Source organism: Pseudarthrobacter sp. Y6 (assembly GCF_050156205.1).
Lineage (GTDB): Bacteria > Actinomycetota > Actinomycetes > Actinomycetales > Micrococcaceae > Arthrobacter.
Genome location: NZ_CP189574.1, coordinates 3,506,596 through 3,529,596, shown reverse-complemented (window position 1 = coordinate 3,529,596; position 23,001 = coordinate 3,506,596). Strand labels below are relative to the sequence as shown.

Annotated in this window: 20 protein-coding genes and 2 pseudogenes; 15 read left to right on the top strand and 7 right to left on the bottom strand. The window is 65.7% G+C overall.

Going from position 1 to position 23,001, the window contains the following annotated elements; translation table 11 throughout:
- Positions 1 to 64 precede the first annotated feature (64 nt).
- From ACQCSW_RS16900 to ACQCSW_RS16890, 3 genes are all read left to right on the top strand, one after another.
- Positions 65 to 1,672: a hypothetical protein gene (locus tag ACQCSW_RS16900; RefSeq protein WP_426987701.1), complete on the top strand. Its 1,608-nt coding sequence runs from the start codon at positions 65 to 67 to the stop codon at positions 1,670 to 1,672.
- Between the two features lie 23 nt (positions 1,673 to 1,695).
- Positions 1,696 to 2,685 carry a GDSL-type esterase/lipase family protein gene (locus tag ACQCSW_RS16895; RefSeq protein WP_426987699.1) on the top strand — a complete coding sequence of 330 codons (990 nt, stop codon included), beginning with the start codon at positions 1,696 to 1,698 and terminating at the stop codon, positions 2,683 to 2,685.
- An 85-nt stretch (positions 2,686 to 2,770) separates the two neighbouring features.
- Positions 2,771 to 3,415, top strand: coding sequence for a hypothetical protein (locus tag ACQCSW_RS16890; RefSeq protein ID WP_426987697.1), 645 nt, complete (start codon positions 2,771 to 2,773; stop codon positions 3,413 to 3,415).
- Between the two features lie 32 nt (positions 3,416 to 3,447).
- Here ACQCSW_RS16890 and ACQCSW_RS16885 read toward each other — a convergent pair whose 3' ends face one another.
- Positions 3,448 to 5,739: an ATP-binding cassette domain-containing protein gene (locus tag ACQCSW_RS16885; RefSeq protein WP_426987695.1), complete on the bottom strand. Its 2,292-nt coding sequence runs from the start codon at positions 5,737 to 5,739 to the stop codon at positions 3,448 to 3,450.
- Positions 5,739 to 7,598 carry a protein kinase domain-containing protein gene (locus ACQCSW_RS16880; RefSeq protein WP_426987693.1) on the bottom strand — a complete coding sequence of 620 codons (1,860 nt, stop codon included), beginning with the start codon at positions 7,596 to 7,598 and terminating at the stop codon, positions 5,739 to 5,741. Before ACQCSW_RS16880 ends, ACQCSW_RS16885 begins: the two co-directional genes overlap by 1 nt.
- Before the next feature lie 183 nt (positions 7,599 to 7,781).
- Here ACQCSW_RS16880 and ACQCSW_RS16875 point away from each other — a divergent pair, with 183 nt between their 5' ends.
- Both ACQCSW_RS16875 and ACQCSW_RS16870 read left to right on the top strand, forming a co-directional pair.
- Entirely contained in the window at positions 7,782 to 8,195 is a 414-nt protein-coding gene (locus ACQCSW_RS16875) for a HepT-like ribonuclease domain-containing protein (protein WP_426987691.1), read from the top strand.
- 138 nt (positions 8,196 to 8,333) lie between these two features.
- On the top strand, positions 8,334 to 10,904 hold the full coding sequence (locus ACQCSW_RS16870; protein ID WP_426987689.1) for an AMP-binding protein: 2,571 nt from the start codon (positions 8,334 to 8,336) through the stop codon (positions 10,902 to 10,904).
- A gap of 191 nt (positions 10,905 to 11,095) precedes the next feature.
- Here ACQCSW_RS16870 and ACQCSW_RS16865 read toward each other — a convergent pair whose 3' ends face one another.
- Positions 11,096 to 12,070, bottom strand: a complete 975-nt coding sequence (locus tag ACQCSW_RS16865) for a hypothetical protein (protein ID WP_426987687.1) — start codon at positions 12,068 to 12,070, stop codon at positions 11,096 to 11,098.
- Between the two features lie 309 nt (positions 12,071 to 12,379).
- On the opposite strand from ACQCSW_RS16865, the gene paaA reads away from it, so the two are divergent.
- From paaA to ACQCSW_RS16815, 10 genes and pseudogenes are all read left to right on the top strand, one after another.
- On the top strand, positions 12,380 to 13,372 hold the full coding sequence (paaA, locus tag ACQCSW_RS16860; RefSeq protein ID WP_426987685.1) for a 1,2-phenylacetyl-CoA epoxidase subunit PaaA: 993 nt from the start codon (positions 12,380 to 12,382) through the stop codon (positions 13,370 to 13,372).
- On the top strand, positions 13,369 to 13,728 hold the full coding sequence (gene paaB / locus ACQCSW_RS16855) for a 1,2-phenylacetyl-CoA epoxidase subunit PaaB (protein WP_426987683.1): 360 nt from the start codon (positions 13,369 to 13,371) through the stop codon (positions 13,726 to 13,728). Before paaA ends, paaB begins: the two co-directional genes overlap by 4 nt.
- A complete protein-coding gene (paaC, locus tag ACQCSW_RS16850; protein ID WP_426987681.1) occupies positions 13,725 to 14,591 on the top strand; it encodes a 1,2-phenylacetyl-CoA epoxidase subunit PaaC in 867 nt (288 codons plus the stop codon). The genes paaB and paaC overlap by 4 nt, the downstream gene beginning before the upstream one ends.
- The gene (gene paaD / locus ACQCSW_RS16845; RefSeq protein WP_426987679.1) at positions 14,588 to 15,106 is read left to right on the top strand and encodes a 1,2-phenylacetyl-CoA epoxidase subunit PaaD; all 519 of its coding nucleotides are present in this window, start codon (positions 14,588 to 14,590) and stop codon (positions 15,104 to 15,106) included. The genes paaC and paaD overlap by 4 nt, the downstream gene beginning before the upstream one ends.
- A gap of 9 nt (positions 15,107 to 15,115) precedes the next feature.
- Positions 15,116 to 16,354, top strand: a complete 1,239-nt coding sequence (paaE, locus tag ACQCSW_RS16840) for a 1,2-phenylacetyl-CoA epoxidase subunit PaaE (protein ID WP_426987677.1) — start codon at positions 15,116 to 15,118, stop codon at positions 16,352 to 16,354.
- A gap of 7 nt (positions 16,355 to 16,361) precedes the next feature.
- Positions 16,362 to 17,144: an enoyl-CoA hydratase/isomerase family protein gene (locus tag ACQCSW_RS16835; RefSeq protein ID WP_426987675.1), complete on the top strand. Its 783-nt coding sequence runs from the start codon at positions 16,362 to 16,364 to the stop codon at positions 17,142 to 17,144.
- Positions 17,145 to 17,493: 349 nt separating this feature from the next.
- Positions 17,494 to 18,669 carry an ATP-binding protein gene (locus ACQCSW_RS16830; protein WP_426987673.1) on the top strand — a complete coding sequence of 392 codons (1,176 nt, stop codon included), beginning with the start codon at positions 17,494 to 17,496 and terminating at the stop codon, positions 18,667 to 18,669.
- 114 nt (positions 18,670 to 18,783) lie between these two features.
- Positions 18,784 to 18,945 (top strand): annotated as a pseudogene (locus tag ACQCSW_RS16825) (hypothetical protein); the annotation flags it as partial.
- A 279-nt stretch (positions 18,946 to 19,224) separates the two neighbouring features.
- Positions 19,225 to 19,662, top strand: a pseudogene (locus ACQCSW_RS16820) (2Fe-2S iron-sulfur cluster-binding protein); the annotation flags it as partial.
- Positions 19,663 to 19,669: 7 nt separating this feature from the next.
- Complete coding sequence (locus ACQCSW_RS16815; protein WP_426987671.1) at positions 19,670 to 20,452, top strand: enoyl-CoA hydratase/isomerase family protein; 783 nt, start codon at positions 19,670 to 19,672, stop codon at positions 20,450 to 20,452.
- 381 nt (positions 20,453 to 20,833) lie between these two features.
- Here the strand turns inward: ACQCSW_RS16815 and ACQCSW_RS16810 are convergent, their stop codons facing one another.
- The 4 genes from ACQCSW_RS16810 to ACQCSW_RS16795 form a co-directional block, all read right to left on the bottom strand.
- Complete coding sequence (locus ACQCSW_RS16810) at positions 20,834 to 22,108, bottom strand: type II toxin-antitoxin system HipA family toxin (RefSeq protein ID WP_426987669.1); 1,275 nt, start codon at positions 22,106 to 22,108, stop codon at positions 20,834 to 20,836.
- On the bottom strand, positions 22,105 to 22,353 hold the full coding sequence (locus ACQCSW_RS16805) for a helix-turn-helix transcriptional regulator (protein ID WP_426987667.1): 249 nt from the start codon (positions 22,351 to 22,353) through the stop codon (positions 22,105 to 22,107). Before ACQCSW_RS16805 ends, ACQCSW_RS16810 begins: the two co-directional genes overlap by 4 nt.
- 158 nt (positions 22,354 to 22,511) lie before the next feature.
- Positions 22,512 to 22,691: a hypothetical protein gene (locus tag ACQCSW_RS16800; protein ID WP_426987665.1), complete on the bottom strand. Its 180-nt coding sequence runs from the start codon at positions 22,689 to 22,691 to the stop codon at positions 22,512 to 22,514.
- A gap of 20 nt (positions 22,692 to 22,711) precedes the next feature.
- A complete protein-coding gene (locus tag ACQCSW_RS16795) occupies positions 22,712 to 22,921 on the bottom strand; it encodes a hypothetical protein (protein ID WP_426987663.1) in 210 nt (69 codons plus the stop codon).
- Positions 22,922 to 23,001: the final 80 nt, after the last annotated feature.

The window sequence follows — 23,001 nt, the reverse complement described above, 5'->3', positions numbered from 1 at the left end:
ACAGCCCCAAGCCCAGCAGTCCCCGAATGGGAACCCCCACCAGAGCCACCATCCAGCACCCCGCGTGACGTCAAGCGCGTTCGCTTCGGTACCCGTGTCCGATTACGTCCGGGATGGTCTGGCGGTCTTCCTGCTCCTGATCTCCATGTTCATGGTCTGGACTTACGGCACCACCCCCTCCGGAAGCGTCGCCGCCACCAGGATCGACGTCATCCTCATCACGCTGGTGAGCATGTTCAGCGTCGCCATCCCATACTTGTGGCGGTCCGGGGTCTTCGGGCAGGCCTGGGATTACCGAAGGACGCAGCTGGCCCGGCTGGCCGCCAACGCCCCGTACTTTGTGCTGGTGGTGGTCTACCTGATCCTGGAATTGATCAACAGGAGCGGCCTGGGTCCGGCCATGGCATTTGGCCTCGCCGGGGCGATCTTGGCGGCCCAACCCCGCCGCGCGGAGCTGGGATCTGCAGCGGCGGACGCAACCACGGACAAGAGGTGGGGCATCGCGCTTCTCGGCTTCGCCGTTCTCGTCGGTGTGCTCTCCGTGATCCAGTTCATTGAACGGATGGCCTTGGTGGCGTCAGGCGAATGGGCAGGCACGCTTGCCACGGTCCTGCTGGCAGCAGCAAATGTGGCCCTCCTGGTGTGGACCGCTATCGGGGCAAGCCGCGGGCACAACCTGCGCCGGCTCATCGGACTCGGCGTTGGCGTGGCAGGGACTGGAATGGCGCTGTTGGCACTCATCCCGGCTGTGACTGTGGTCTCACTTATCTTCCAGGCATTCTCGCCCGGGCTCAGTGTCTTCTTCTGGCTGGCCTTCGGAGCACTGGCAGCGTCTCCTTCAGTGGCCAGGATCTGCACCCACGCCGAACCGCGGGACTCCAACGGCGCCCTGGCGAGGACCCGCGTGCTTACAACCCTCGCGGTCATCGTCCTGGGCCTGCTCGTGGTGGTCTCGGCGCTCGTGCTGATTTCCTACGCAACGTACGCGGGCTACGGCGTGGCCGCCAACACGGTCCCTTGGGTGGTGGTCATTTTCCTGGCAGTCGTGGGCGCGGTGGGCGGCTTCGTCGCAAAATCTGCCCTGAACCAGCACACCAGGCAGTCCTACCTCGTAACGGCCGGTTACGCCGCGGTGCTCTTCATCCTCGGCCTCGTCATTGTCATCATGGCTGCCACTTCCCAAATGGTGTGGAACGGTACGCTGGGCCTGCTGGTCGCTTTTGCGCTCCCGGCAGCCCTGGTTCTGTCGATGTTTGGGTCCGCGTCCCAGCGGGAAGCCTTCCGGGCTGCCGATCACGGCGGCCACAGCGGTTTCACCTTTGAGAATCCCGCACCCGTGTGGAGCCAGCCGGAAAGCACGACGCCGGAAGTCACCTACCAGCCGAGCGACGCCTTCCAGCCGGCCCCCGAGGTCCATAGCGCCCCCGGCAGCGAGCCGGCGATGCAGGGTGGGGGCACAGTGGTGCAGGTGGACGAGGAACTGGCACGGATCCTGGCCGAGTCGGCCGATCCCGCATCGCCGCCCGCCCGCCTTTACGAGATCGCTGCGCAGTATCCGCAGGCCCGGGCCCTGATCGCCGGCAACCCTGCAGCGTATCCGGCTCTCCTCACATGGCTGGCCGAGCAGCGGGATCCTGAAATCGACGCAGCCCTGGCGCAGCGTCGGGAGTGAAAAAACGGCCAGCCTCGGTGGCCGTGGCAATTCTTGCCGCGGCCACCGTTGCTGCGCTCACGGGGCTGGGACAGGTCGTGGCTCCCGCCACCCCCATCGTGGCAGGGCCTACCGCGGCCGTTACAGCCACTGATTCCCCATCCAAGCCCGTTCAGCCAGCGCCGGGCACCGACGCCTTTGCCGGGGTGAGCATCATGCTGCTGGGGGATTCCCTGGCGGCGGGTGAAGGTGCCGGCAGCTACTTCAGTGGCACGGACCAGCCGCACCAGCGTTGTCACAGGAGCGCCGCTGGCTGGTTTTCCGGGACGGCCGCGGACGTCACCAATGCAGGATGTTCCCGGGCCATCATCCGAAACCTGGATTCTGGGCAGCAGCACGCCGAGTTCAACGCCCGCGCCGAACCGGCCCAGTTTGAGGCGACCTCCGCCGAGACCCCTGACATTACGTTGGTGATGCTGGGCGGCAACGACATCCGCTTCGCCGAGATCTTCAATGAGTGCGTCCTTTCAGACGCCGACTGCACCTCCGACGGAGCGTTCACTTCGGGAGCGCTCCGCTCTGCCGGAGCCCTGACGGACGCGCTGGCGGGCGCATACCGCCGCGTGGCGGACCGGGTCGACGGCAAAACCGTCCTGGCCCCCGCCTACCCTCAATTGCTCGGCGAAGGTGCATCGGGTGGCTGTGGCAGGATCAGCCCTGCAGAAGCCATTTTTGCCCGTGCGCTCATCGCGGCGTTGAATGACTCTGTCCGCGCAGCGGCTGAGGAAGCAGCCAAAACCTACGCGGACATCAGGTTCGTCCCGGCTACCGAGGACGCCCTTGCCGGGCATGGAGCCTGTGACCCGGAACCGTATGTCCACACCGTTCTGCCAACGGCGCTCATTGACGCCGCCCATAAGCAAAGCGCGGCGCAGGAACTGTTGCATCCCAACGCTGACGGCTACGTCAGGCTGACCGAATCCCTCACGGGGTGGCTGGCCAGCAACCCCTCAATCGTCACCACAGCACCCTAAGGATCACCCGATGTCGCAGCTGCCCCCACCTCCGTCGCAGCTGCCCCCACCTCCGCCGCCTCCTCCTGCGAGTTCTCCTGCCGGGGTGCCGCCCGGCAGCAGGGGGCCGCGAAGGGGCCGGACAGCGCTGCTCATCTCCGCGGGGCTGCTGCTCCTTGCGGCTGCGGGGGCGGCGGCTGTCATCTTCATCCCGTCACTCTCCGCACTGGCCGGGATCGATGGGGCGGCGCCGTCCAGTGGCGCACCGACAGTCTCCGGCTCCGGCCCAGCCACGGCTTCAGCGTCCGCAACGTCTTCCGCCGCTTCACCCAGCGCCACTGCCACGCCGACGTTCCAGATGGCACCCGTCATCACCAGCCCGCCGCCCGTGGCAGAAACCGCCCCGCCCGCTAACACCAGCCTGGATCTCGGTCTGGCCATTCCCGTGGACCTCGTGCCGTGCAATGGCCAGTACCTGACCTTCTATTACTCGGCGATAACCCCCGGCACGTACGCCTCTGAGATACAGGCATCGCTTGACACCCATCCGGGTAGCCGTTACCTGGTCACCGAAGGAAGCTGCAGCGCCCTGAACCAGGTCTCGAAGGACGGCACGCGCATCTATGGCGTCTACAGCGGTCCATACACCACCGCGGCGAGTGCGTGCCTGGCGAGGGCGGGGGAGTCCGGCGCCTACGTTAAGGTCATGAATCCCAGCACCAATTCGGAGTCGACGGTGGCCTGCGGCTAGGGCGTGAGTCCCATGGCCAGTTGGGACGTCAATTACCCGTTGTTCCGCGGGAGTTTCGCCAGCCGCGCCCAGGCGAGGATCCAGGAGAGGGCCCCTAAAGCCAGCAGGGCACCGGTGGCTAGCCCTGCGCGCTTCAGTGAGTGGGTCCACAGCCAGTCGTCCTCGGTGGTGGGCACCAGGGACTTAAGGTCGATGGACTGAGCGCCGATGGCGAAGCCCCAACGGGTGGGGGAGAACCATGAAACCTGCTCCAGGCCTGCCCGGCCTGTGACGGGAATCAGGCCGCCAGCGAGGACAAGCATGGCCATGGCAGTGACTACCAGCAGCGGCATCACCTGTTCCGAGGTCTGAACCCAGGCGGACATGGCCAGCCCCAGGAAACTGCACACGCAGGCCGTCAGGGCAATGGCAAAGAAGATCTCCAGGCCCGGAATATCGGTCACCAGATAATTGTCGGGCGCGGGCTTTCCAACCAGGACAATTCCCGTCATGACCGCGGACTGAATAAGGCACACCGCGGTGCAAACAATTGATTTAGCAAGAAGATATGGAGCCGGGCGCAAACCCACCGCATTTTCGCGCCTGAAAATTGCCCTTTCACTCACTAGATCCCGTGCCGAAAGTGCCATTCCCATAAAGGCAGATCCGAAAATGAGCACCACCAGGAGCTGGCTCGGTTCGCCTATTTCTTTGAGCGTCGGCGTCCCGAATCCCTTGGTGCCCGGAACCACCAGCGCAAGGCCGCCCAGGACAATGGGCAGCAGCGTCAGGAAGATGAAGTAGCCCTTGTCTGCCCAGAGCAGGAACAGCTGCCGGGTGATGATCGCCCGCAATTGGCGGAGGCGGGACGTCGGGGGAGCAACCGTTGCCGGTGGTGCTGCGGCCGTCTCCGAGGGCTCCGGGTGGACTCTGGGCCCGGCAGGATTCAGTGTACGGAAGTTTCCATAGAGCTCGTCCGCTTCCTCGGAGGCCTTCTTGAACACGCCGGCCCAGTCGGCCGTCTTGAAGTGGGACAGGATGGTGTCCGGACGCCCCGCGTAGGCGGGCAAGCCGCCTTTGGCCAGGAGAATCACCTGGTCACAGACCCCCAGGTTGGCCACGTTGTGCGTTACTACCACCACCACGCGCCCTGCGTTGGCGAGCTGCCGCAAGGTATCCATGACCTGTTTGTCCATGGCCGGGTCCAGCCCGGACGTTGGTTCGTCCAGGATCAGCAGTGACGGTTCGGTCAGCAGTTCCAGCGCCACGGATGCGCGCTTGCGCTGGCCGCCGGACAGCCTGCTGACCTTCGTTCCGGCGTGCTCCACCAGGCCCAGCTGCGTCAGGACACTGTCGATCTGGGCGCGTCGTTCTTCGGCGGTTGTGTCCGCGGGCAACCGGAGCCGCGCGGCAAACTCCAGGGCCTGCCGGACGGTCAGGGTTCGGTGCAGGATATCTTCCTGCGGGACAAACCCGATCCGGGTGCGGAGGGCTTCGTAGTTTTTGTTGATGTCCTGGTCGTCGAAACGGACACTGCCCGACGTCGGACGGTTGGCACCGGTCATGACGCTCATGAGCGTGGACTTGCCGGCGCCCGACGGGCCGATGACGGCCAGCAGGCGCCCGTGCGCGGAGGCGAAGTCCACATCCCGGAGCAGGGCCTTGGCCTTGCGTCCGTCGCGGATTTCATAGCCCACCGAATCAAGCCGCAGGCCTTCCCCATCCGGAACTTTCTCGACGGTCAGGGCCGAGCCGGCCATGGTGATCCGGTAGTCGGTGTTGCCGATCGTGAGGCGGTCGCCGGGCTGGGCGGTGGCCTCTCCGGAAACGCGCCGGCCGTTGAGGAAGGTGCCGTTGAGGCTGCCCAGGTCTTCAACCCGGATCTGTTTCCCGGCCGGCCGAAGGACCGCGTGGTTCCGCGAGGCCAGGACATCGGAGATCGCGACGTCGTTCCCCGCGCCGCGGCCCAGCCGCACAGTCCCTGCCGTGAGCATCGCCGGGGCAGGACCGGCCGCGGAAGCGGCCGGCGCGCGTTCGGGCGCGCGCAGGGTCAGGGTGACCTCCGGGGCGCCCGACTCTGGATTGCCCAGATGGGCGGAGGTGGCGGCGTCGATCCTGGTGCGGGGCTCCCGCCGGCCGCCTACCCAGAGCCCGGCGGCACTTCCCTCGTCCTGGATCCACCAACCATCGTCGTAATGGACAAACGCATGGATCCGCGAGACCGAAGGCTCAGAAACACTGATTTCCACCTCGGTGCCCCGCCCGATCCGGGCTGAATCGCCGGGCGCAAGTACCCAGGAGCGGACGCCGAAGCGGACTTCAAGGTGGGTACCGGCGGCTGTCATCACGGCGCCGTAGTCGGTACGGGCGCGCGGCCGGGCAGGCCCAACAGCTTGGCGCTGCCTAAGGCGAGGCTCGCCTCGCCGCTGCTCTTGTTGCAGCTGGTGGGCTGCCACTGGATCTTCATCCGCAGCACGTCCGTCATGTCAGCCGTGATGGGGAACGCCTGACCGTAGACCACTGACTGGCTGGATACCTTGCGGCCGTCGGCAAAGACTTCCACCAGGACCACTGCGGTGCTGTCCTCTGAGCCGTCTCCCAGGCCGGCGGTGGCATTGAACGTCTGGTAGTTGCGGCCCAGGTTGTATTCAACCGAGGCGCCGGAGTTGTAGCCGCAAACATCGGTTGCGATGCTGTGGGCGTAGGTGGTTCCTGAAATGGTGGCTGCCTGGGAACTGCTGCGCCACGAGCCGCTGACGGGGGCCTGGTCGGCCAGGTACGCCACTACTTCCGAGCGTGCCACCGTCAGTTCAACGCGCGACGTCGATCCGGTCACTGCTGCCTGCGCCAGGACCGTGCCGTCAGGCTTGGTGGCGTCGTACTTGTCCACGACCTGCACCGTCACGGAGCTGCCCAGGGTCTTCTGCGCGTCCGGCAGGAGCTTGCCCACCACATTCACGAAGCCGGCGACGGACGCCGATGCGGAGGCTGTGGCGCTGGCGGACGATGTGCTTGTCGGGGAGGGCGAGGGGGAAACAGTGTTTGTGGCGGTGGCCGACGGCGACCCCGCTATGGTCTCGCTTGCCGTTGCGTCCTTGCCGCCGCCGTTCAGTGCGTTGACGGCAGTGAATCCGCCGGCGGCAACAGCCAGCACCACCGCGATTCCGGCGATTATCACCAGACGCCGCTTCTTGTTTGGTTTCTCGGGCGCAGAGGCCGCAGCTGCGGGCGCCGGTGGAAGGGGCGGCAGGGCGGCGGGCATGTCCGGCGCGCCCTGGCGCGGAAGGGCCGACGTGGCGGGCAGTTGGGTGAACGGCACTGCCATGGTGGCCCCGGTCTGCAGTCCGGTCACCGGCAGGGGCGGTTCGGTCAGTACTTTGCCCGGCGGGTAGTTGGCCAGGGAAGGGCCCAGCGCGTCAAGGATGGTGGCAACCTGCTTGGCGGTGGGAGGACGTTGTCCTGGTTGCTTATTCAATAGCCACGAAATGAGGTCCCACAGTTCGTCCGGTAGCGAGTCCGGGCGGCCGGGAAGAACATCGCTGTGCCGGCGCAGCACCGCCATCACGGAGCCGCCGGCGAAGGGAGTGACACCACAGGCCAGCTCGTAGAGCATGATGCCCAGGGCATACAGGTCCGATGACGCCGTGACATCGTGGCCTTCGCTGACTTCCGGGGCGATGTACTGCGGGGTTCCCACCAGCATGGTGCTGCGGGCGCGTTCAGTATCCACCAATGAGGAGATGCCGAAGTCTGTCAGCTTGGGCACGGCCCGGCCATCAGCGTCCTTCATGAGGACGTTCTCCGGCTTGATGTCTCGGTGGACGATTCCCGCGGCATGGACGGCTGCCAGGCCCGTGGCCACGGCAGAGCCGATCCGGCACACTTCGGACGGGGTGAGGGTTCCGCGCTTGCTGAGGTATGACCGGAGATCCGGCCCGTCCACGAGCTCCATCACGATAGCGAGCGTGGCGCCCTCAACAACAAGGTCTACAACGCCCACCAGGTTGGGGCTCTTAAGCGCTTCCAGGATGCCGCGTTCCTTAACGAACCTGCCCACCACGTCGGCATCACTGGCAAGGTCCGGATGCAGCACCTTGAATGCCAAAGCAGTGCCCTGTTGGTCGTGCCCCCGGAAGACCTCACCCATGGCGCCGCGGCCAATGCTGTCTTCGAGAATGTATTTACTGCCAAGCTGACGATTCAAGACGCCCCCACTATCCAACCTGAGACAGGTCTGAGGGCAAATCAACGATGCCCCCACGACCGTGATCAACGAATCGGAACGACTCGTGTCCGAATTTCGTGCCCGTCCAGTACTTGGCCGAGCGTGAACAGTCTATGGCCGGGACGAGGCACAACACCGTACCGGCGCATTTGTGTCACGAAAATGGGTCCCCGGGCAGGTTGCCGGAGTGTTCATGCCGCCGACTTTTTCCCTCGCCACGGCCCCGAAGGCAGGGTCCTCCAGCTGATCGGCGACATGGAGGAACGGCTGGGCTGGGCACAGCAGATCGTGGACGAGCGTGAGCCCGCCTTCAACGATCCTGACAATTGGCGGTCACGCGAGGCCATGAAGTCCATCTTCATTGACCTGAACGCTGCCGCGGACCGGATCCCGGAGCCACTGCGTGATCAGTACCCCGCGATACCCTGGCGCCAGATACGCGGACTCCGGAACGTGCTCTCCCACGACTACGCGGCCATTCGTAACGACACTGTGTGGCAAACGGCAGCGCGCAGTCTGCCGGAGCTCAGGACCCAGCTTGCCCACATGCGTGCCGACGTCGAGCGCTGGTCCTAGTCGGCCCCATGCGTGCGCATTAGGCAAGCGGCTGGAGAAATAGGGCACATTTTAGTTTCTTAATTTGCTCATGCCAGGTGTACTCTTCCAAGGTTAGGCTTCCCTAAATCGCCGAAGACACCCTATGGACCACACGCTATGAGCACCCAGCTTGACCTTCAACACCTGTCGTTTGCCGCCAACCTTGCGGACAACGGTGACAGGACTGCCGTTGCCACCAGCAATGGTGTCCTGACGTATCGGGAACTGGCTGACCGTGTTGAGGAGCTGGGCCGGCGCCTCGGTACCGAACGTCGCCTGGTGGCCCTGACGGCCAGTAACGATGTTGACTCGCTGGTGGGGTATTTGGCGGCCATGGCCGCCGGTCATCCGCTGATCCTCCTGCCCGCGGACAAGCCTGCCGCCCTGGAATCCCTCGTCGCGGCCTATGATCCGGACGTTATCCTTAGTTCCGCGAACGGCCGGACAGTACTGGAAGAACGAAGGCCTGGCACCGGACACACTCTGCACCCGGACCTGGCTCTTCTGTTGAGCACCTCAGGTTCCACCGGTTCACCCAAGCTTGTGCGCCTGTCCTATGAAAACCTCCAGGCGAACGCAGAGTCCATCGCGGAATACCTCGGCATCACCGAGGATGACCGGGCAATGACCACGCTGCCCATGTCCTACTGCTATGGACTGTCGGTGATCAACAGCCACCTGCTGCGTGGCGCCAGCCTGGTCCTGACGGATCTGTCCGTGGTGGACCCCTGCTTCTGGGATCTGTTCCGCAGCGAGCGTGCCACGTCGTTCGCAGCCGTTCCCTACACCTTCGAGTTGCTCGAACGGGTGGGGTTCGCCGCGATGAATCTGCCCACGCTCAGGTACATGACTCAGGCTGGCGGCAGGCTCGGCCCTGACCTGGTCCGGCGTTACGCCGAACTGGGCGCGCGGAGCGGCTGGGATCTCTTTGTGATGTATGGCCAGACGGAGGCCACGGCACGCATGGCTTACCTCCCTCCGCGGATGGCAGGTACGTCGCCCGGCGCCATCGGAATCCCTGTCCCCGGCGGCGCCTTCCGAATAGACCCGGTCCCTGGGCTGGAGCATGGGGAGCTGGTCTATTCCGGGCCCAACGTGATGCTGGGTTACGCCCAGACGCCGGAGGACCTCGGCCTCGGGCGGACGGTGGATGAACTCCGAACCGGAGACCTGGCACGCCGGAACTCTGAGGGACTGTACGAGGTGGTGGGAAGGCGCAGCCGGTTCGTCAAGATCGTCGGCCTGCGTGTCGACCTTGGACAGGTGGAACGGATCCTTGCCGATCTTGGTATTCAGGCGGCGAGTGCCGGCACGGACCAGGGACTCGTCGTCGCCGTCGAGGGTGAACACGACCCAACCCTCTTGGGCAAGCTCCTCGCCCAAGGCATGGGCCTGCCGCGCGCCGCCCTGGAAGTCCACGCGGTGCAGGAGCTCCCGCGTCTGGCGTCCGGCAAGCCGGACTACCCTGCCGTCCTGGCCCTCTCCAAACAGGGCGGTCCCACAGTTCAGGACCCGGCTTCCAGCGCGAAATCCGGGGCTTACCCGCGGGACAGTGTGGTGCGGATTTTTGAAGACACGCTGGAGCTGACAGGCATTTCCGACGACGACACGTTCGTTTCGCTCGGCGGGGACTCGCTTTCGTATGTGGCAGCGTCAGTCCGGCTTGAACAGGCATTGGGACATTTGCCGCCGGACTGGCACATCACCCCGGTGGGGGTGCTTGGGGCCGGGCTTGAACAGCCACGGACGCGGAAGCGCCGCCTGTTCGCCCGGCTTGAAACCAGCATCGTGCTGCGGGCGGTCTCCATTTTCCTGATCGTCAGTACCCACATCGGATTCCTGCACTGGCAGGGTGCCGCCCACGTGCTTATGGCCGTGGCGGGGTTCAACTTTGCCCGGTTCCAGCTGTCGGGGGAGCGGGTGCCGCGCCTGAAGAAGCAGGTGGCCAGCCTGGCCCGGGTGATTATCCCCAGCGTGGTGTTCATCGGTTTCGCCTACCTGATCACCGACAAATACAGCCTGGCGAATATCGTCTTGCTCAACGCGATTATCGGACCCGAGGAGGTGACCACGCAGTGGCATTTCTGGTTCATCGAGGTGCTCGTCTACCTGCTGGTCAGCATGACGGCACTGCTCGCCCTGCCCTGGGTCAGCCGGGCCGAAAAACGCTTCCCGTTCCTCTTTCCGCTGGTGCTGCTCGGCGCCGGACTGCTCACCCGGTATGAGCTTCTTGAGCCGGGAATTCCGCACACGACGCCGGCGCTCTGGCTCTTCGCGCTGGGATGGGCGGTTGCCCGGGCCCGTCACATCCTTCAGCGATGCGCCCTGAGCCTCGTGGCCGCTTTGACCATCCCGGGGTTCTTCGACAACCCCACCCGCGAACTGACTATCCTTGCCGGGATCCTCCTGCTCCTTTGGCTGCCCAGCATTCCCGTCCCGGCCGGTCTGCGGCGCCTCGCCGTTCTGCTGGCGAGCGCGTCCCTGCATATCTATCTGGTGCATTGGCTGGTCTACCCGCTGCTGGTTGAGCTCAGCCCCGCCCTCGCCTTCGTGGCCTCGCTGGCCGCAGGATCGGCGTACTGGGCGCTGTGCAGCCAGGCGCCGGCGGTCATCGTCTGCGGGAGGAACGTCCGACGGCGGCAGGCGCCCCGGCAGCCGGCCCCGGTCGGCTGCCCTCCCGGTAATTGAGCCTGGCCCTGGGCCCTGTCGGGCCCGCGGGTAGCCGCGGTCCATCAGTCGACTAAAGCGTGCGCCTGCGGGCGCCGGACTGGCCGCCCGGACCTGGTCCCCATAGCAAGTGTATGGATGGTCTATCGCCATGGCGCTGCGCATATGCCCTTGGGACACCCAAATTCGGGTGTCGCCAGGGCATATGCGCGTCAAGGGGTCTTTCCCGCGTCGAAGTCGGCGGAACGCGCACGACGGCGGGGCACTCCGGCCGCTGCCAGCTTGCGTTCCAGCTTCCCGGGCTCCATCAGATCGGCCCAGTCCCACCTCACCACGTTGAACCCGGTGGCCCGGATTCGGTTCTCGCGCTTCTTTTCCTCCACCACCGCCTGCGATGCCGTCCTGCCCTTGAGGAACTCCGGTTTGACGTACTTCTCCACGCCATCGAATTCGCCCACCACCTTGGCCAGCTTCCAGTAGAAGTCGGCATAGCCCACGAGCCCGTCCTTGTCGTGGATGGCTTCCTGCAGGACCGGGGTTTCAAAACCGGCGACCCGGATCAGCGAGCGGCTGTAGGATTCCCCCGCCGAACCGGACAAAGGATCTGCGAAGGCCAAGGCGGCCAGTATCCTTCGCCCGGCCGCCGCCGAATAGTTTGTGCCGATGCCCGCCACCAACTCATCCTTGGTGAGGGCCGGCAGTCGCAGGGCGCGGTCCACTTTCAACACATGGTCCAGCGGCGCTGCCGCCTCCGTGAACGGCGTAAACGCGGCCACATCCAGGACGGTGCGGAGGCGGCCGGTGACGAGCAGGCCTTCCCGCCGGATGACTGTCAGACCCGACGGATCAGCGAAGTGGCGGACAACACCAGCGCGGGACCGGCCGCCGTCGTTCTTCATGGTCAGCGCGTGGACAGCATGGTGCATGCCAATGGTGGGAATGCTCCAAACAGCCGCCGCGGAATGTCGGGCAAACACCGTGGGCGTTTCGAAGGTTTCGGCCGCCGCGCTGATGCGGAGCCTGTACTGCTCCCAGGGCTTCAGTCGCTTCCACGCGGCGCCGTCGGTATAGACGCCGTGCCGGATCCGGACAAGCGAACCGGCCTTTACGCCCTTGGCGAGGTCCTTGGCGGTCAGTCCGTGCTGGATGCGGTCGCGGGCCAAGAGAAGCGGTGGAAGGTCGGTCATGTACCGAAGATGCCAGCTGAGCGCCCATTGCGACAGATCAAGCTGCCGCCATGTGGAAAACCAACTCCACCACGGTCGACGCGCACGTCTATTCTCGACCCGCATATGATCTGGCGCGCTCGAAATTCGGGCCGCGTCAGAGCGTTTGCGCGTCATCAGGGAATCTGCGCGTCGCCGCCCGGTGATGAATCCTGCCCCCTCCGGTGATTGAGCCTGTCGAAATCTTGACGCCTCCCGCACCCGCGCATATCCTGAACGAACGGTCGGTAAATAAATCGGACCAATCCAGGCAGGTGCATAGGAGCAACCATGGAAGCCAACGCCCAGCGCGACGCGGACAGCCAGGCCAAGGACCGCCAAGATGCGGACGGCCAGGCCAACTTTGACCGCGTGATCGCCGAAGACTCCCGCATTGAACCAAAAGACTGGATGCCGGACGCCTACCGCAAGACCCTCCTGCGCCAGATTTCCCAGCACGCCCACTCGGAGATCATCGGGATGCAGCCGGAAGCCAACTGGATCTCCCGCGCCCCGAGCCTCAAGCGCAAAGCCATCCTGATGGCCAAGGTCCAGGACGAGGCCGGCCACGGGCTCTACCTCTACTCGGCCGCCGAGACCCTGGGCCAGAGCCGCGACAAGATGATGGCCGACCTCATCGCCGGCAAGGCCCGCTACTCCAGCATCTTCAACTACCCGGCCCTGACCTGGGCGGACATGGGCGCCATCGGCTGGCTGGTGGACGGCGCCGCCATCTGCAACCAGGTGCCGCTGTGCCGCGCCTCCTACGGCCCCTACGGCCGCGCCATGGTGCGCGTCTGCAAGGAAGAGTCCTTCCACCAGCGCCAGGGCTTCGAGATCCTGCTGGAACTCGCCCACGGCACCCCGGCGCAGAAGCAGATGGCGCAGGACGCTGTGAACCGCTGGTACGCCCCGGCGCTGATGATGTTCGGTCCGCCGGATGACGATTCGCCCAACTCCAAGCAGTCCATGGCCTGGAACATCAAGCGGTTCAGCAACGATGAACTGCGCAGCCGGTTCGTGGGAATGATGGTGGAGCAGGTCCGCGTGCTGGGCCTCACCCTCCCGGACAGCGATGTCCGCTTCAACGAGGACACCAAGCGGTGGGAGCACGGACCGCTGGACTGGAACGAGTTCCATGAGGTCCTCGCCGGCCGCGGCCCCTGCAACGCCCAGCGCCTTGAGCGCCGGAGGGAAGCGCACGACGACGGCGCCTGGGTCCGCGAAGCAGCCGCCGCCTACGCGGCGAAACAGTCAATGAAGACAAAGGAATACGCAGCATGATCCCCACCGACTCCCCAACCTCGCAAGCTCGGCCGGGGACCCCTGTCGGCGTGGCCCCAGAGGAAACCACCGACCGCAACGCCTGGGGCCTCTGGGAGGTCTTCGTCCGGTCAAGCCGCGGCCTGTCCCATGTCCACGCCGGGTCCCTGCACGCGCCGGATGCTGCCATGGCCCTGCGCAACGCCCGCGACCTCTACACCCGCAGGAACGAAGGCGTGTCCATCTGGGTGGTCCCGGCCGACGCCATCGCCGCCAGCGATCCCGACTCCAAGGGATCGTTCTTCGAATCCCCGCAGGGCAAGGACTACCGCCACGCCACGTATTACACCAAGAGCGAGGGCGTGAAGCACCTATGAACGCCGTACCTATGGGCAATGAGTCCGCCACCCGCATCACCCCCGGCAACGCCCTGCGCCCGGAGGACATCGCCCTGGAGGTCCGCACCGGCCTCGCGAAACCCACGGAGGACGTGGCCGAGTACGCGCTGCGCCTGGGCGACGATGGCCTGATCCTCGCCCAGCGCCTGGGCCACTGGATCTCCCGCGGCCCCGAGCTGGAAGAGGACGTGGCCCTGGGCAACATCGCCCTGGACCAGCTGGGCCACGCCCGGAGCTTCCTCACCTACGCCGGCGGCGCCCTCGGAGAAGATGGCGCGGTCAAGACGGAGGACGATCTGGCGTACTTCCGGCGCGAGCACGAGTTCCGCTCCGCCCACCTCTTTGAGCAGCCCAACGGCGACTTCGCGGCCACCATCGCCCGGCAGTTCGTGGTCAGCTACTACCAGTTCGAGCTGTACCGCAGGCTCACCCAGTCGAGCGACGCCACGCTTGCCGCCATCGCCGCCAAGGCCGTGAAGGAAGTGGATTACCACCGGGACCACAGCGCGCAGTGGGTCCTGCGCCTGGCCGGCGGCACCGAGGAATCCCGGACACGGATGATCCAGGGCCTGAAGCAGATGTGGCCCTACGTCGCCGAGCTCTTCGCGGACGACGAGCTGACCGCGCGCCTGGCTGATACCGGCGCCGCCGTCGAGCCTTCCAGCCTGCGTGCGGACTTTGACCGCCTGACGGGGGAGATCCTGGCGGAAGCGGAGCTGGAGGTCCCGGACGTCCCGGCCGCCCCCGGCGGCGGGCGGCATGGCCGGCACTCCGAGCACCTGGGCTACCTCCTCGCGGAGATGCAGGTGCTGGCGCGCGAGTACCCCGGAGCAAGCTGGTGACCGCCGTGGCCGTCGAACAAGTGACACAGCAGCAGCAGGCGTGGGATATCGCGGCCACGGTCTGCGATCCCGAGATCCCGGTGCTCACCATTGAGGACCTGGGGATCCTCCGCGACGTACACGTGACAGAGGAGCAAGGGGTACGGGTCACCATCACCCCCACGTACTCGGGCTGCCCGGCCATGGACGCCATCCGCGACGACCTCAAGGCCGCGTTCGCCAAAGAGGGCTACAAAGACACCGAAGTGGACCTGGTGCTCGCCCCGGCCTGGACCACGGACTGGATGACTGAGGCGGGGAAGGCGAAGCTGCAGGAGTACGGCATCGCGCCGCCGTCGGGCATGGCAGCAGCCGGCGGCCACAGCGGCCCCATCAGGCTCAAAATGGCCGTGAAATGCCCCCAATGCTCCAGCCTGAACACCAAGGAGCTCACCCGGTTCGGTTCCACGTCCTGCAAGGCGCTGTACGTCTGCAAGGACTGCCTGGAACCGTTCGACTACTTCAAAGTCCTGTAAGGAAGCCCCATGCCTGTTGTGCGCCAGACCGCCGCCGAATCGGCGCTAGCCAGCGGCCGCCGTCGTCCGTCCTTCCACACTCTGACCGTCAATGAGGTGCGCCGGCTGACCGAGGACGCCATCGAGGTGACCTTCGGAGTGCCCCAAGAGCTCGCCGGCCAGTTCGACTACCTGCCCGGCCAGTACGTGGCCCTGCGCACCACGCTCCAGGATGAGGACGGCGAGCCGCATGAGGTGCGCCGCAGCTACTCCATCTGCGCCGAGCCGCGCACGTTCCCGGACGGCAGCAGCGAGATCCGGGTGGCCGTGAAGCAGGACCTGGGCGGGCTGTTCTCAAACTGGGCCAACGCGGAGCTGAAGGCGGGGGACACCCTGGACGTCATGAGCCCCATGGGCGCGTTTGTGTCCAAGCACGGCCGGGACGGCAAGGCTGTGGAGCAGAACGTCATGAACTCCATGAACCGGCCGCAGGAAATCGCAGGCGAGATGGCAGGGGAGCCGGGCACCTTTGTGGCCATCGCAGCGGGGAGCGGCATCACCCCGGTGATCGCGATCGCCCGCACGCTGCTGGCTGCCAACCCGGGGACCCGGTTCGACCTGATCTACGCCAACAAGGCCGCCATGGACGTGATGTTCCTGGAGGAGCTGGCGGACCTGAAGGACAGGTACCCGCAGCGGCTGGCCATCCACCACGTGCTGTCCCGCGAGCAGCGGATCGCGCCGCTGCTCAGTGGACGGATTGACGCCGGGAAGCTCCGGCAGCTGCTGGGCACCGCCATCCACGCGGACGATGTGGACGAGTGGTTCCTGTGCGGGCCGTTCGAGCTGGTGCAGCTGTGCCGGGATACCCTGGCCGAGCGCGGGGTGAAGCCGGAGCAGGTACGGTTCGAGCTGTTCACGTCGGGCAAGCCGGACCGCCCGGAGGGGAACGCCGGCCGTCCCGTGGTGGTGGACGAGTCCCAGGAGACGTACAGGATCACGTTCAAACTCGACGGCCTGCAGGGCGAGGTGGCCAGCCCCACGCACGCCCGCGAATCCATCCTGAACGCGGCGTTGCGGGTCCGGGCGGACGTGCCGTTCGCGTGCGCCGGGGGAGTGTGCGGCACCTGCCGGGCCAAACTGGTCACCGGCACCGTGACGATGGACGAAAACTACGCCCTGGAGCAGGATGAACTGGACAAGGGGTACGTCCTGACCTGCCAGAGCCACCCCACGAGCAAAGAAGTAACAGTCGACTTCGACGTCTAAGGAACCCATGATCTCCCTCTCCATCGCCAACAACGTCGCCGAAGTGGTCCTGGACGCGCCCCACAAGCTGAACTCCCTCGACGAGCAGGCGCTCGCTGATTTAACACAGGCGTACGACGACGCCGCTGCCGCCGCCGCGCGCGGTGAGGTGCGGGCGCTGCTGCTCAGGGGAGAGGGCCGCGCCTTCTGCGCCGGCCGGGACATTTCGGCCGTGACGCCGGAGACGGATGACGCCGAAGCGTATTTGGGCGGGCTGGTGCAGCCGCTGCTGAAGAAGATGAGCGCGTTTCCGGCTCCCACATTCGCCGCGGCGCAGGGCGCTTGCCTTGGCGTGGGGCTGGGCCTGCTGCTGGCAACGGACGTGGTGTACGTGGCGGAGAACGCGAAGTTCGGTTCGCCGTTCGCGAAGCTGGGCGCGACGCTGGATTCGGGCGGGCACTGGTACTTCACCGAGCGGCTGGGCATGCACCGGACGCTGGACCTGATCTACACGGCCGAGCTCATGTCCGGGACGGAGGCCGTGGCGCAGGGGATGTTCAGCCGGGCGATGCCTGCGGATGAACTGTTGGACAACACCCGGGAAATTGTGTCGAAGGTGGCCACCGGTGCCACGGGCGCGTTCACGGCGAGCAAGGAGCTGGTGGCGCACATCCGCGACCGGCGGCTGGGCCTGTGGGACGCCATGGCCGAGGAAAACGCCGAGCAGGCACGGCTCTGCAAGAGTGCCGACTACGCCGAGGGCTTCCGGGCTTTCCAAGAGAAGCGGTCGCCGGTGTTCAAAGGCCGGTGAAATTTTCCGGACAAAGGGGGCAGGGTGAAGCCGTCAGAGCCCTTCGATGCTTGAACGCAGTGCGTCCGGCACCGTCGCCGAATATTGCTCCCCCGCCGGCGTCCACCCGCACCGTCTGCCGCGCAGCGACACGACGTTCAACCATGCGCATGACGTGATGAGCATGCGCATTAGGCCGGATGAGCATGCTCATCACTTAATGGGCATTGGTCTACATGCTTTGGGGCGCGACCGAGAACGTTCCGCCCTTTCCTTGATGCCCTGGTGTGTTCTCACGCCGCTGGTAACGAAAGATATGGTCTTATAACAAAAAGTGTTATATCTCGTTAGAAGTGGGTATCATTGGGGCATGGATCCAGCACTGAACCCCTTTAACCCCGGCTCCGGCGTCCGGCCTCCGGAGCTTGTCGGCCGTGATGGAGAGATAGATGCCTTCGATCTGTTGGTCGCACGCGCCAAGTCCAACACCGTGGGGGACCGGGGCATGGTTCTGTCCGGCCTTCGCGGAGTGGGCAAAACCGTTCTGCTGAACGTCTTCGCAGAGCACGCGCGACGGAACGACTGGCTGGTAATCCAGCTTGAAGCCCAACCAGGGGACGCCGGCAAAAAGGCCACCCGGGCGAAGCTTGCCCGTGAGCTTGAAGTAGGTGCGCGCAGACTCCGCGGAAAGCCAGCCTGGAGCTTTCTGCAGAATGCCTTGAACAGCATCGGCAACATCTCAGCGAGTTTGGGGGTTGCCGGCGTCTCCGCGTCGGTGACGACCAAACAAGGGCGCGCCGATTCAGGCAACCTGGACATCGACCTCGAGGAACTTGTCGAGGATGTATCACTCGCGATGCGAAAAGCCAGGGGCGGGTTCGGCTTGTTCATTGACGAAATGCAAGACCTGGACGGAGAGCTCCTGACCATACTGTTGTCCGTTCAGCACCTTGCGGGCCAGCGCGGATGGCCTTTTTACATCATCGGTGCGGGCCTACCCAACCTGCCCGGCAAGATCTCGGAGGCCAGGACCTATGGTGAGCGGCTGTTTCTCTACAGGACCATAGGCCAGGTCAACGAAGAGGCCGCCTCGGAAGCCCTCGCCTTGCCCATCAACAGGCTCGGCGCCTCCTTGGCGCCTGATGCGCTGTCACTCCTGCTCTCTGCCGCGAACGGCTACCCCTTCTTCCTTCAGGTCTACGGACGTGCCGCCTGGGAAGCATCATCGGAGAAGATCATCAGCGCTGACGACGCGCACGTGGCAGTCCGCCACGGCACCAACGACCTGGACCATGGCTTCTTCGAGGCCAGATGGCAGCGTGCCACCAATGCAGAACGCCTCTACCTCAGGGCCATGGCCCAGGACAGCGATACCCCTTCCTCGACTGGAGAAATCGCCGAACGCCTTGGGAAGTCGACCAGCAAACTTGCCGTCATCCGCTCACGACTCATCGACAAGGGTGTTGTGTATGCACCCGAACATGGCTCTATTCAGTTCACGGTGCCCGGAATGGCTGCCTTCATCGGGCGCCAGGCCGAGGACTGATATGCGCTAGTTTCAGCGCTCGGCTGATTCAGGCGGGTCAGCGTCCGACGCCAGGCGGCCAAGGAGCTACGTAGGCAATCACGTGTGCAGGGGCGGAAGAGTCTGAAGCCCGAAATGTTCGTCGGCTCCGGCACCGTCGAAGCCGGCTGCAATGCCATCGTCGGCCAACGCCTCAAACTCTCCGGCATGCGCTGGTCCGGCCCCGGAGCCACCAGCATCACCACCCTGCGCTGCCAACACGCCAGCACCCACCACAACCAGACCACAGCCGTCTAACCACCACACACGACCCCAGAAACATGCCACAGCACAGCTACCTACAAATCTGACGCACACCCGAACCCTGGTTGCAGCATTCCTGTGTTGAATCCTGGGTCCGTGACAAGTCTCAGCGGGGACTAAGCGCAGTGAGGGGGCTGACGCTTGGATTGGCTTGCTGGGGGCTGCCGGCAGACCATCGTGTCGGAGACCTGCTCATTTTGGGTCGTGATTCCCTTCGCCGGTCATGGTGGTGGGGCCGGTGATTTCGAACCAGGCAACGATCGCCCCGGCCCGTGCGGGCCGTTCGAGCTGGTGCAGCTGTGCCGGGACACCTTGGCCGAGCGCGGGGTGAAGCCGGAGCAGGTCCGGTTCGAGCTGTTCACGTCGGGCAAGCCGGACCGTCCGGAGGGGAACGCCGGCCGTCCCGTGGTGGTGGACGAATCCCAGGAGACGTACAGGATCACGTTCAAGCTGGACGGCCTGCAGGGCGAGGTGGCCAGCCCCACGCACGCCCGCGAGTCCATCCTGAACGCTGCCCTGCGGATCCGGGCGGATGTGCCGTTCGCGTGCGCCGGGGGAGTGTGCGGGACATGCCGCGCCAAACTGGTCACCGGCACCGTGACCATGGACGAAAACTACGCCCTGGAGCAGGATGAACTGGACAAGGGGTACGTCCTGACCTGCCAGAGCCACCCCACGAGCAAAGAAGTAACAGTCGACTTCGACGTCTAAGGAACCCATGATCTCCCTCTCCATCGCCAACAACGTCGCCGAAGTCGTCCTGGACGCACCCTGCAGGCTGAACTCCCTCGACGAGCAGGCGCTCGCTGATTTAACACAGGCGTACGACGACGCCGCTGCCGCCGCCTCCCGCGGTGAGGTCCGGGCGCTGCTGCTCAGGGGAGAGGGCCGCGCCTTTTGCGCCGGCCGGGACATTTCGGCCGTGACGCCGGCGACGGACGACGCCGAAGCGTATCTGGGCGGGTTGGTGCAGCCGTTGCTGCAGAAGATGAGCGCGTTCCCGGCGCCGACGTTCGCCGCCGCGCAGGGTGCCTGCCTTGGTGTGGGGCTGGGCCTGCTGCTGGCCACGGACGTGGTGTACGTGGCGGAGACTGCGAAGTTCGGCTCGCCGTTCGCCAAGCTGGGCGCCACGCTGGATTCGGGCGGGCATTGGTACTTCACCGAGCGGCTGGGCATGCACCGGACCCTGGACCTGATCTACACCGCCGAGCTCATCTCAGGGACGGAGGCCGTGGCACAGGGGATGTTCAGCCGCGCCATGCCGGCGGACGAACTGTTGGACAACACCCGGGAAATTGTGACGAAAGTGGCCACCGGCGCCACGGGCGCCTTCACGGCGAGCAAGGACATGGTGGCGCACATCCGCGACCAGCGGCTGGGCCTGTGGGACGCCATGGCCGAGGAAAATGCTGAGCAGGCGCGCCTCTGCAAGACCGCCGATTACGCCGAAGGCTTCCGGGCGTTCCAAGAGAAACGGGCACCGGCCTTCAGAGGCCGGTGATTGAGCCTGTCGAAATCCCCCGGTGGTCGAGCTTGTCGAGACTAAGCCCCCGATGATTGAGCCATCGACATCAAATGCATTTTTTACCGGCTCTCCTGACGGCCGCCGCCTGTTTGCCCGGCTGGAAACCAGCCTCGTGCTGCGGGCGGTCTCCATCGTCCTGATTGTCAGCACCCATATCGGATTCCCGGAATACTCGTGCTCCTGTGGCTGCCCATCCTCCCCGTTCCGGCCGGGTTCCGGCGGGCCACTCTTCTGCTGGCCAGCGGGTCGCTGCACATTTATCTGATGCACTGGCTAGTGCCAATTCTAAGGAGCCGAAAATCAGCCGCCGGCGGGCGCCTCAACCCGGATGATCTCCAACGGTCCGCGTCCGAAACCTCAGGTGCCCGACGGCGCCTGACCGGCAAGTGCACGGCGGGCCGTCCTGCCTTCAAGCAGTTCGCCGGCCCGCGCGGCAACGAGTTCGTTCAGGAAGCCAATCTCCTCCGGCGCGGGCACCGCGGCCGCCGCCGCGGCCACCGCTTCCAGCACGGTAGCAGCGGTCTCCCGTGCATCCCCGGCGTCCATGCCCCACGCGGCACCTTCCCGGGTGACGTGGTCCAGGGTGAGGTAGTTCAGCCTTGATTGGCCGCCCACCACTTGGCCTGCGTTGTTGCTCGGTGCGTAGAGTAGCAGGGTGGGGGCGACGTCGTAGAGCGGGGCGAGCATCACTTCGCCGCCGTCCCGAAGCAGCATCGAGTAGTTTTTCGAGTGCGCGTCCCCGTTACCGATCACGAGGTTGAAGGTGATAGCCCGCAGCAGCGCGCGCCGGAATTCCCGGTCGTCCCTGGTGTGCGGTGCCGCGGCTTTTGCGAGCTGGGTCAGCCGGGACGGCGGGGCCGTGGAGGTTTCGTACTTGGAGGTGCTGGCCAGTGCCAGGGCCTGGGTGAAGTCCTCCTGGTGCAGCCGGCCGCCGTCCGGAGTCCGGTCGTACCGGGTCACGACGATCACTTGGCGGGACCCGAACGTCTCCAGACGGGCTTCCGCGGCGGGCAGGCCGGCGGCCGCAGCCACCTTTAGCGCCCAGTCTTCGGAGGCGAGCAGGTGCGGGACCGGCGAGTCCAGGGGCTCCGGCTTGATGATGTGTGTGGACACTGCCCCACGGCCCGGCCAGGCCCACCCGTCCCCGTGCCGGCTCAGCAGCACCTTGGACTGGATGCCGCCCAGCGAGGCGGTGATCGCGAAGTCATCGGGCAGGTCCCAGGTAGGCAGCGCCTCGACGACGCCGGCGACCTCGTCAACGGTCATGGGCCGGGCGCCGGCTGGGCCGTCCGGGGACGTGTCCGCGGGGAGGGCCTGGACGGCGCCGGCGCAGTCGGCGCCCAGGACGGCCAGCAGCCCCAGGGCATCCGGGGTCGAGAGTCCGTTCTCTGCTGCGATGTGCGAACGGACCTGGCCCTCGGGCAGGAGCCCGTCAAAGTAGTTGTACACCGCGGCGCCGTCGATCTTCTTCCGGTCCACCGGCAGCGACAAGGACAGCAGGATGGAGGAGGCACCGTACTCTGCGACGATGTTCTGGTCGTACCGGAAGGACATCTTCAGGCCGGATCCGGTCAGGACCCCGACGTGTTCCCCGTGCAGGAACACCTCCAGGCTCTTGTTCCTCGGGCTCATGGCTTCACCTGCAGCTTCGCGAACCGGGGGACCAGGGCGACGTCGCGGCCGAGCGCCCGGATGGCGTTCATGGCGACGACGACGGAGACAGCTTCGCCGTGCTCGAGCCGGACGATGGTCCGGCGGGCGGTGCCGAGCCGGTCGGCCAGGTCCTGCTGGGTCAGTGAGGCCTCCTTGCGGGCATCACTGATGGCCCGCCCGAGTGAGACGGCGTCCACGGCCCGGTAAAACGGAGTTTGTGACATATATTGACCATACTCGGCCAGACCCCGTTTGTGCCAGATATTGCCCATTCACTCCTTATTGGCGGTTGTGACAGATCTGGCGCACCGCTGCCGACGGGCTGCGCACCGATGGGGAAATTATCTCATCAGCGCCGCCTGCCGACAGGACTGCGGGCCCACTACCAGCCCAGCGTGCTGTTCAGGACCAGGCCAGGCAGCAGTACCGCCAGCGTGAAGAACGAGATGGCGATGATCCGCAGGGTGGGGTGCTCGCGGCGTTCCGGGGTCCTTGCCGGCGAACTGCCAGGAAAGCGCGACGGCGGACGCGACTTCGATGACTGAGCCCAGGCCGAAGCCAATCAGGTTGAGCTTGGCGGAATCAACCGCCGGCTGGCGCCACCCGGACGATCTCCAGTGCGTCCGGATCCAGCAGCTTCCGCGTGCCGGTCCTCGCGGCCAGGATCCAGATCAGGTCCAGTGAACGTACGATGTCGGCCACCCGGCCCTGGTGGAAAAGCTTGCCGTTGTGCCACGCCTGGATGTAGTCCCCGGCCTGCAGCTTGATGGTCCGTTCCTGCTGCGTTGTCATGCTGTGCCCCCTGCTGGTTGTCCCCGTAGGCCCCAGCATGCCCCGGCCAGGTTGCCGGAGCGTTTCCGGCCGGTGATTTT

Coding starts and splice junctions, on each gene's coding strand:
- paaB (WP_426987683.1), top strand. CDS start 13,369: ATGATCCCCACCGACTCCCCAACCTCGCAAGCTCGGCCGGGGACCCCT.
- ACQCSW_RS16810 (WP_426987669.1), bottom strand. CDS start 22,108: ATGAGCCCGAGGAACAAGAGCCTGGAGGTGTTCCTGCACGGGGAACAC.
- paaE (WP_426987677.1), top strand. CDS start 15,116: ATGCCTGTTGTGCGCCAGACCGCCGCCGAATCGGCGCTAGCCAGCGGC.
- ACQCSW_RS16815 (WP_426987671.1), top strand. CDS start 19,670: ATGATCTCCCTCTCCATCGCCAACAACGTCGCCGAAGTCGTCCTGGAC.
- ACQCSW_RS16885 (WP_426987695.1), bottom strand. CDS start 5,739: ATGACAGCCGCCGGTACCCACCTTGAAGTCCGCTTCGGCGTCCGCTCC.
- ACQCSW_RS16830 (WP_426987673.1), top strand. CDS start 17,494: ATGGATCCAGCACTGAACCCCTTTAACCCCGGCTCCGGCGTCCGGCCT.
- ACQCSW_RS16805 (WP_426987667.1), bottom strand. CDS start 22,353: ATGTCACAAACTCCGTTTTACCGGGCCGTGGACGCCGTCTCACTCGGG.
- ACQCSW_RS16795 (WP_426987663.1), bottom strand. CDS start 22,921: ATGACAACGCAGCAGGAACGGACCATCAAGCTGCAGGCCGGGGACTAC.
- paaC (WP_426987681.1), top strand. CDS start 13,725: ATGAACGCCGTACCTATGGGCAATGAGTCCGCCACCCGCATCACCCCC.
- paaA (WP_426987685.1), top strand. CDS start 12,380: ATGGAAGCCAACGCCCAGCGCGACGCGGACAGCCAGGCCAAGGACCGC.
- ACQCSW_RS16875 (WP_426987691.1), top strand. CDS start 7,782: ATGGGTCCCCGGGCAGGTTGCCGGAGTGTTCATGCCGCCGACTTTTTC.
- ACQCSW_RS16835 (WP_426987675.1), top strand. CDS start 16,362: ATGATCTCCCTCTCCATCGCCAACAACGTCGCCGAAGTGGTCCTGGAC.
- ACQCSW_RS16865 (WP_426987687.1), bottom strand. CDS start 12,070: ATGACCGACCTTCCACCGCTTCTCTTGGCCCGCGACCGCATCCAGCAC.
- ACQCSW_RS16870 (WP_426987689.1), top strand. CDS start 8,334: ATGAGCACCCAGCTTGACCTTCAACACCTGTCGTTTGCCGCCAACCTT.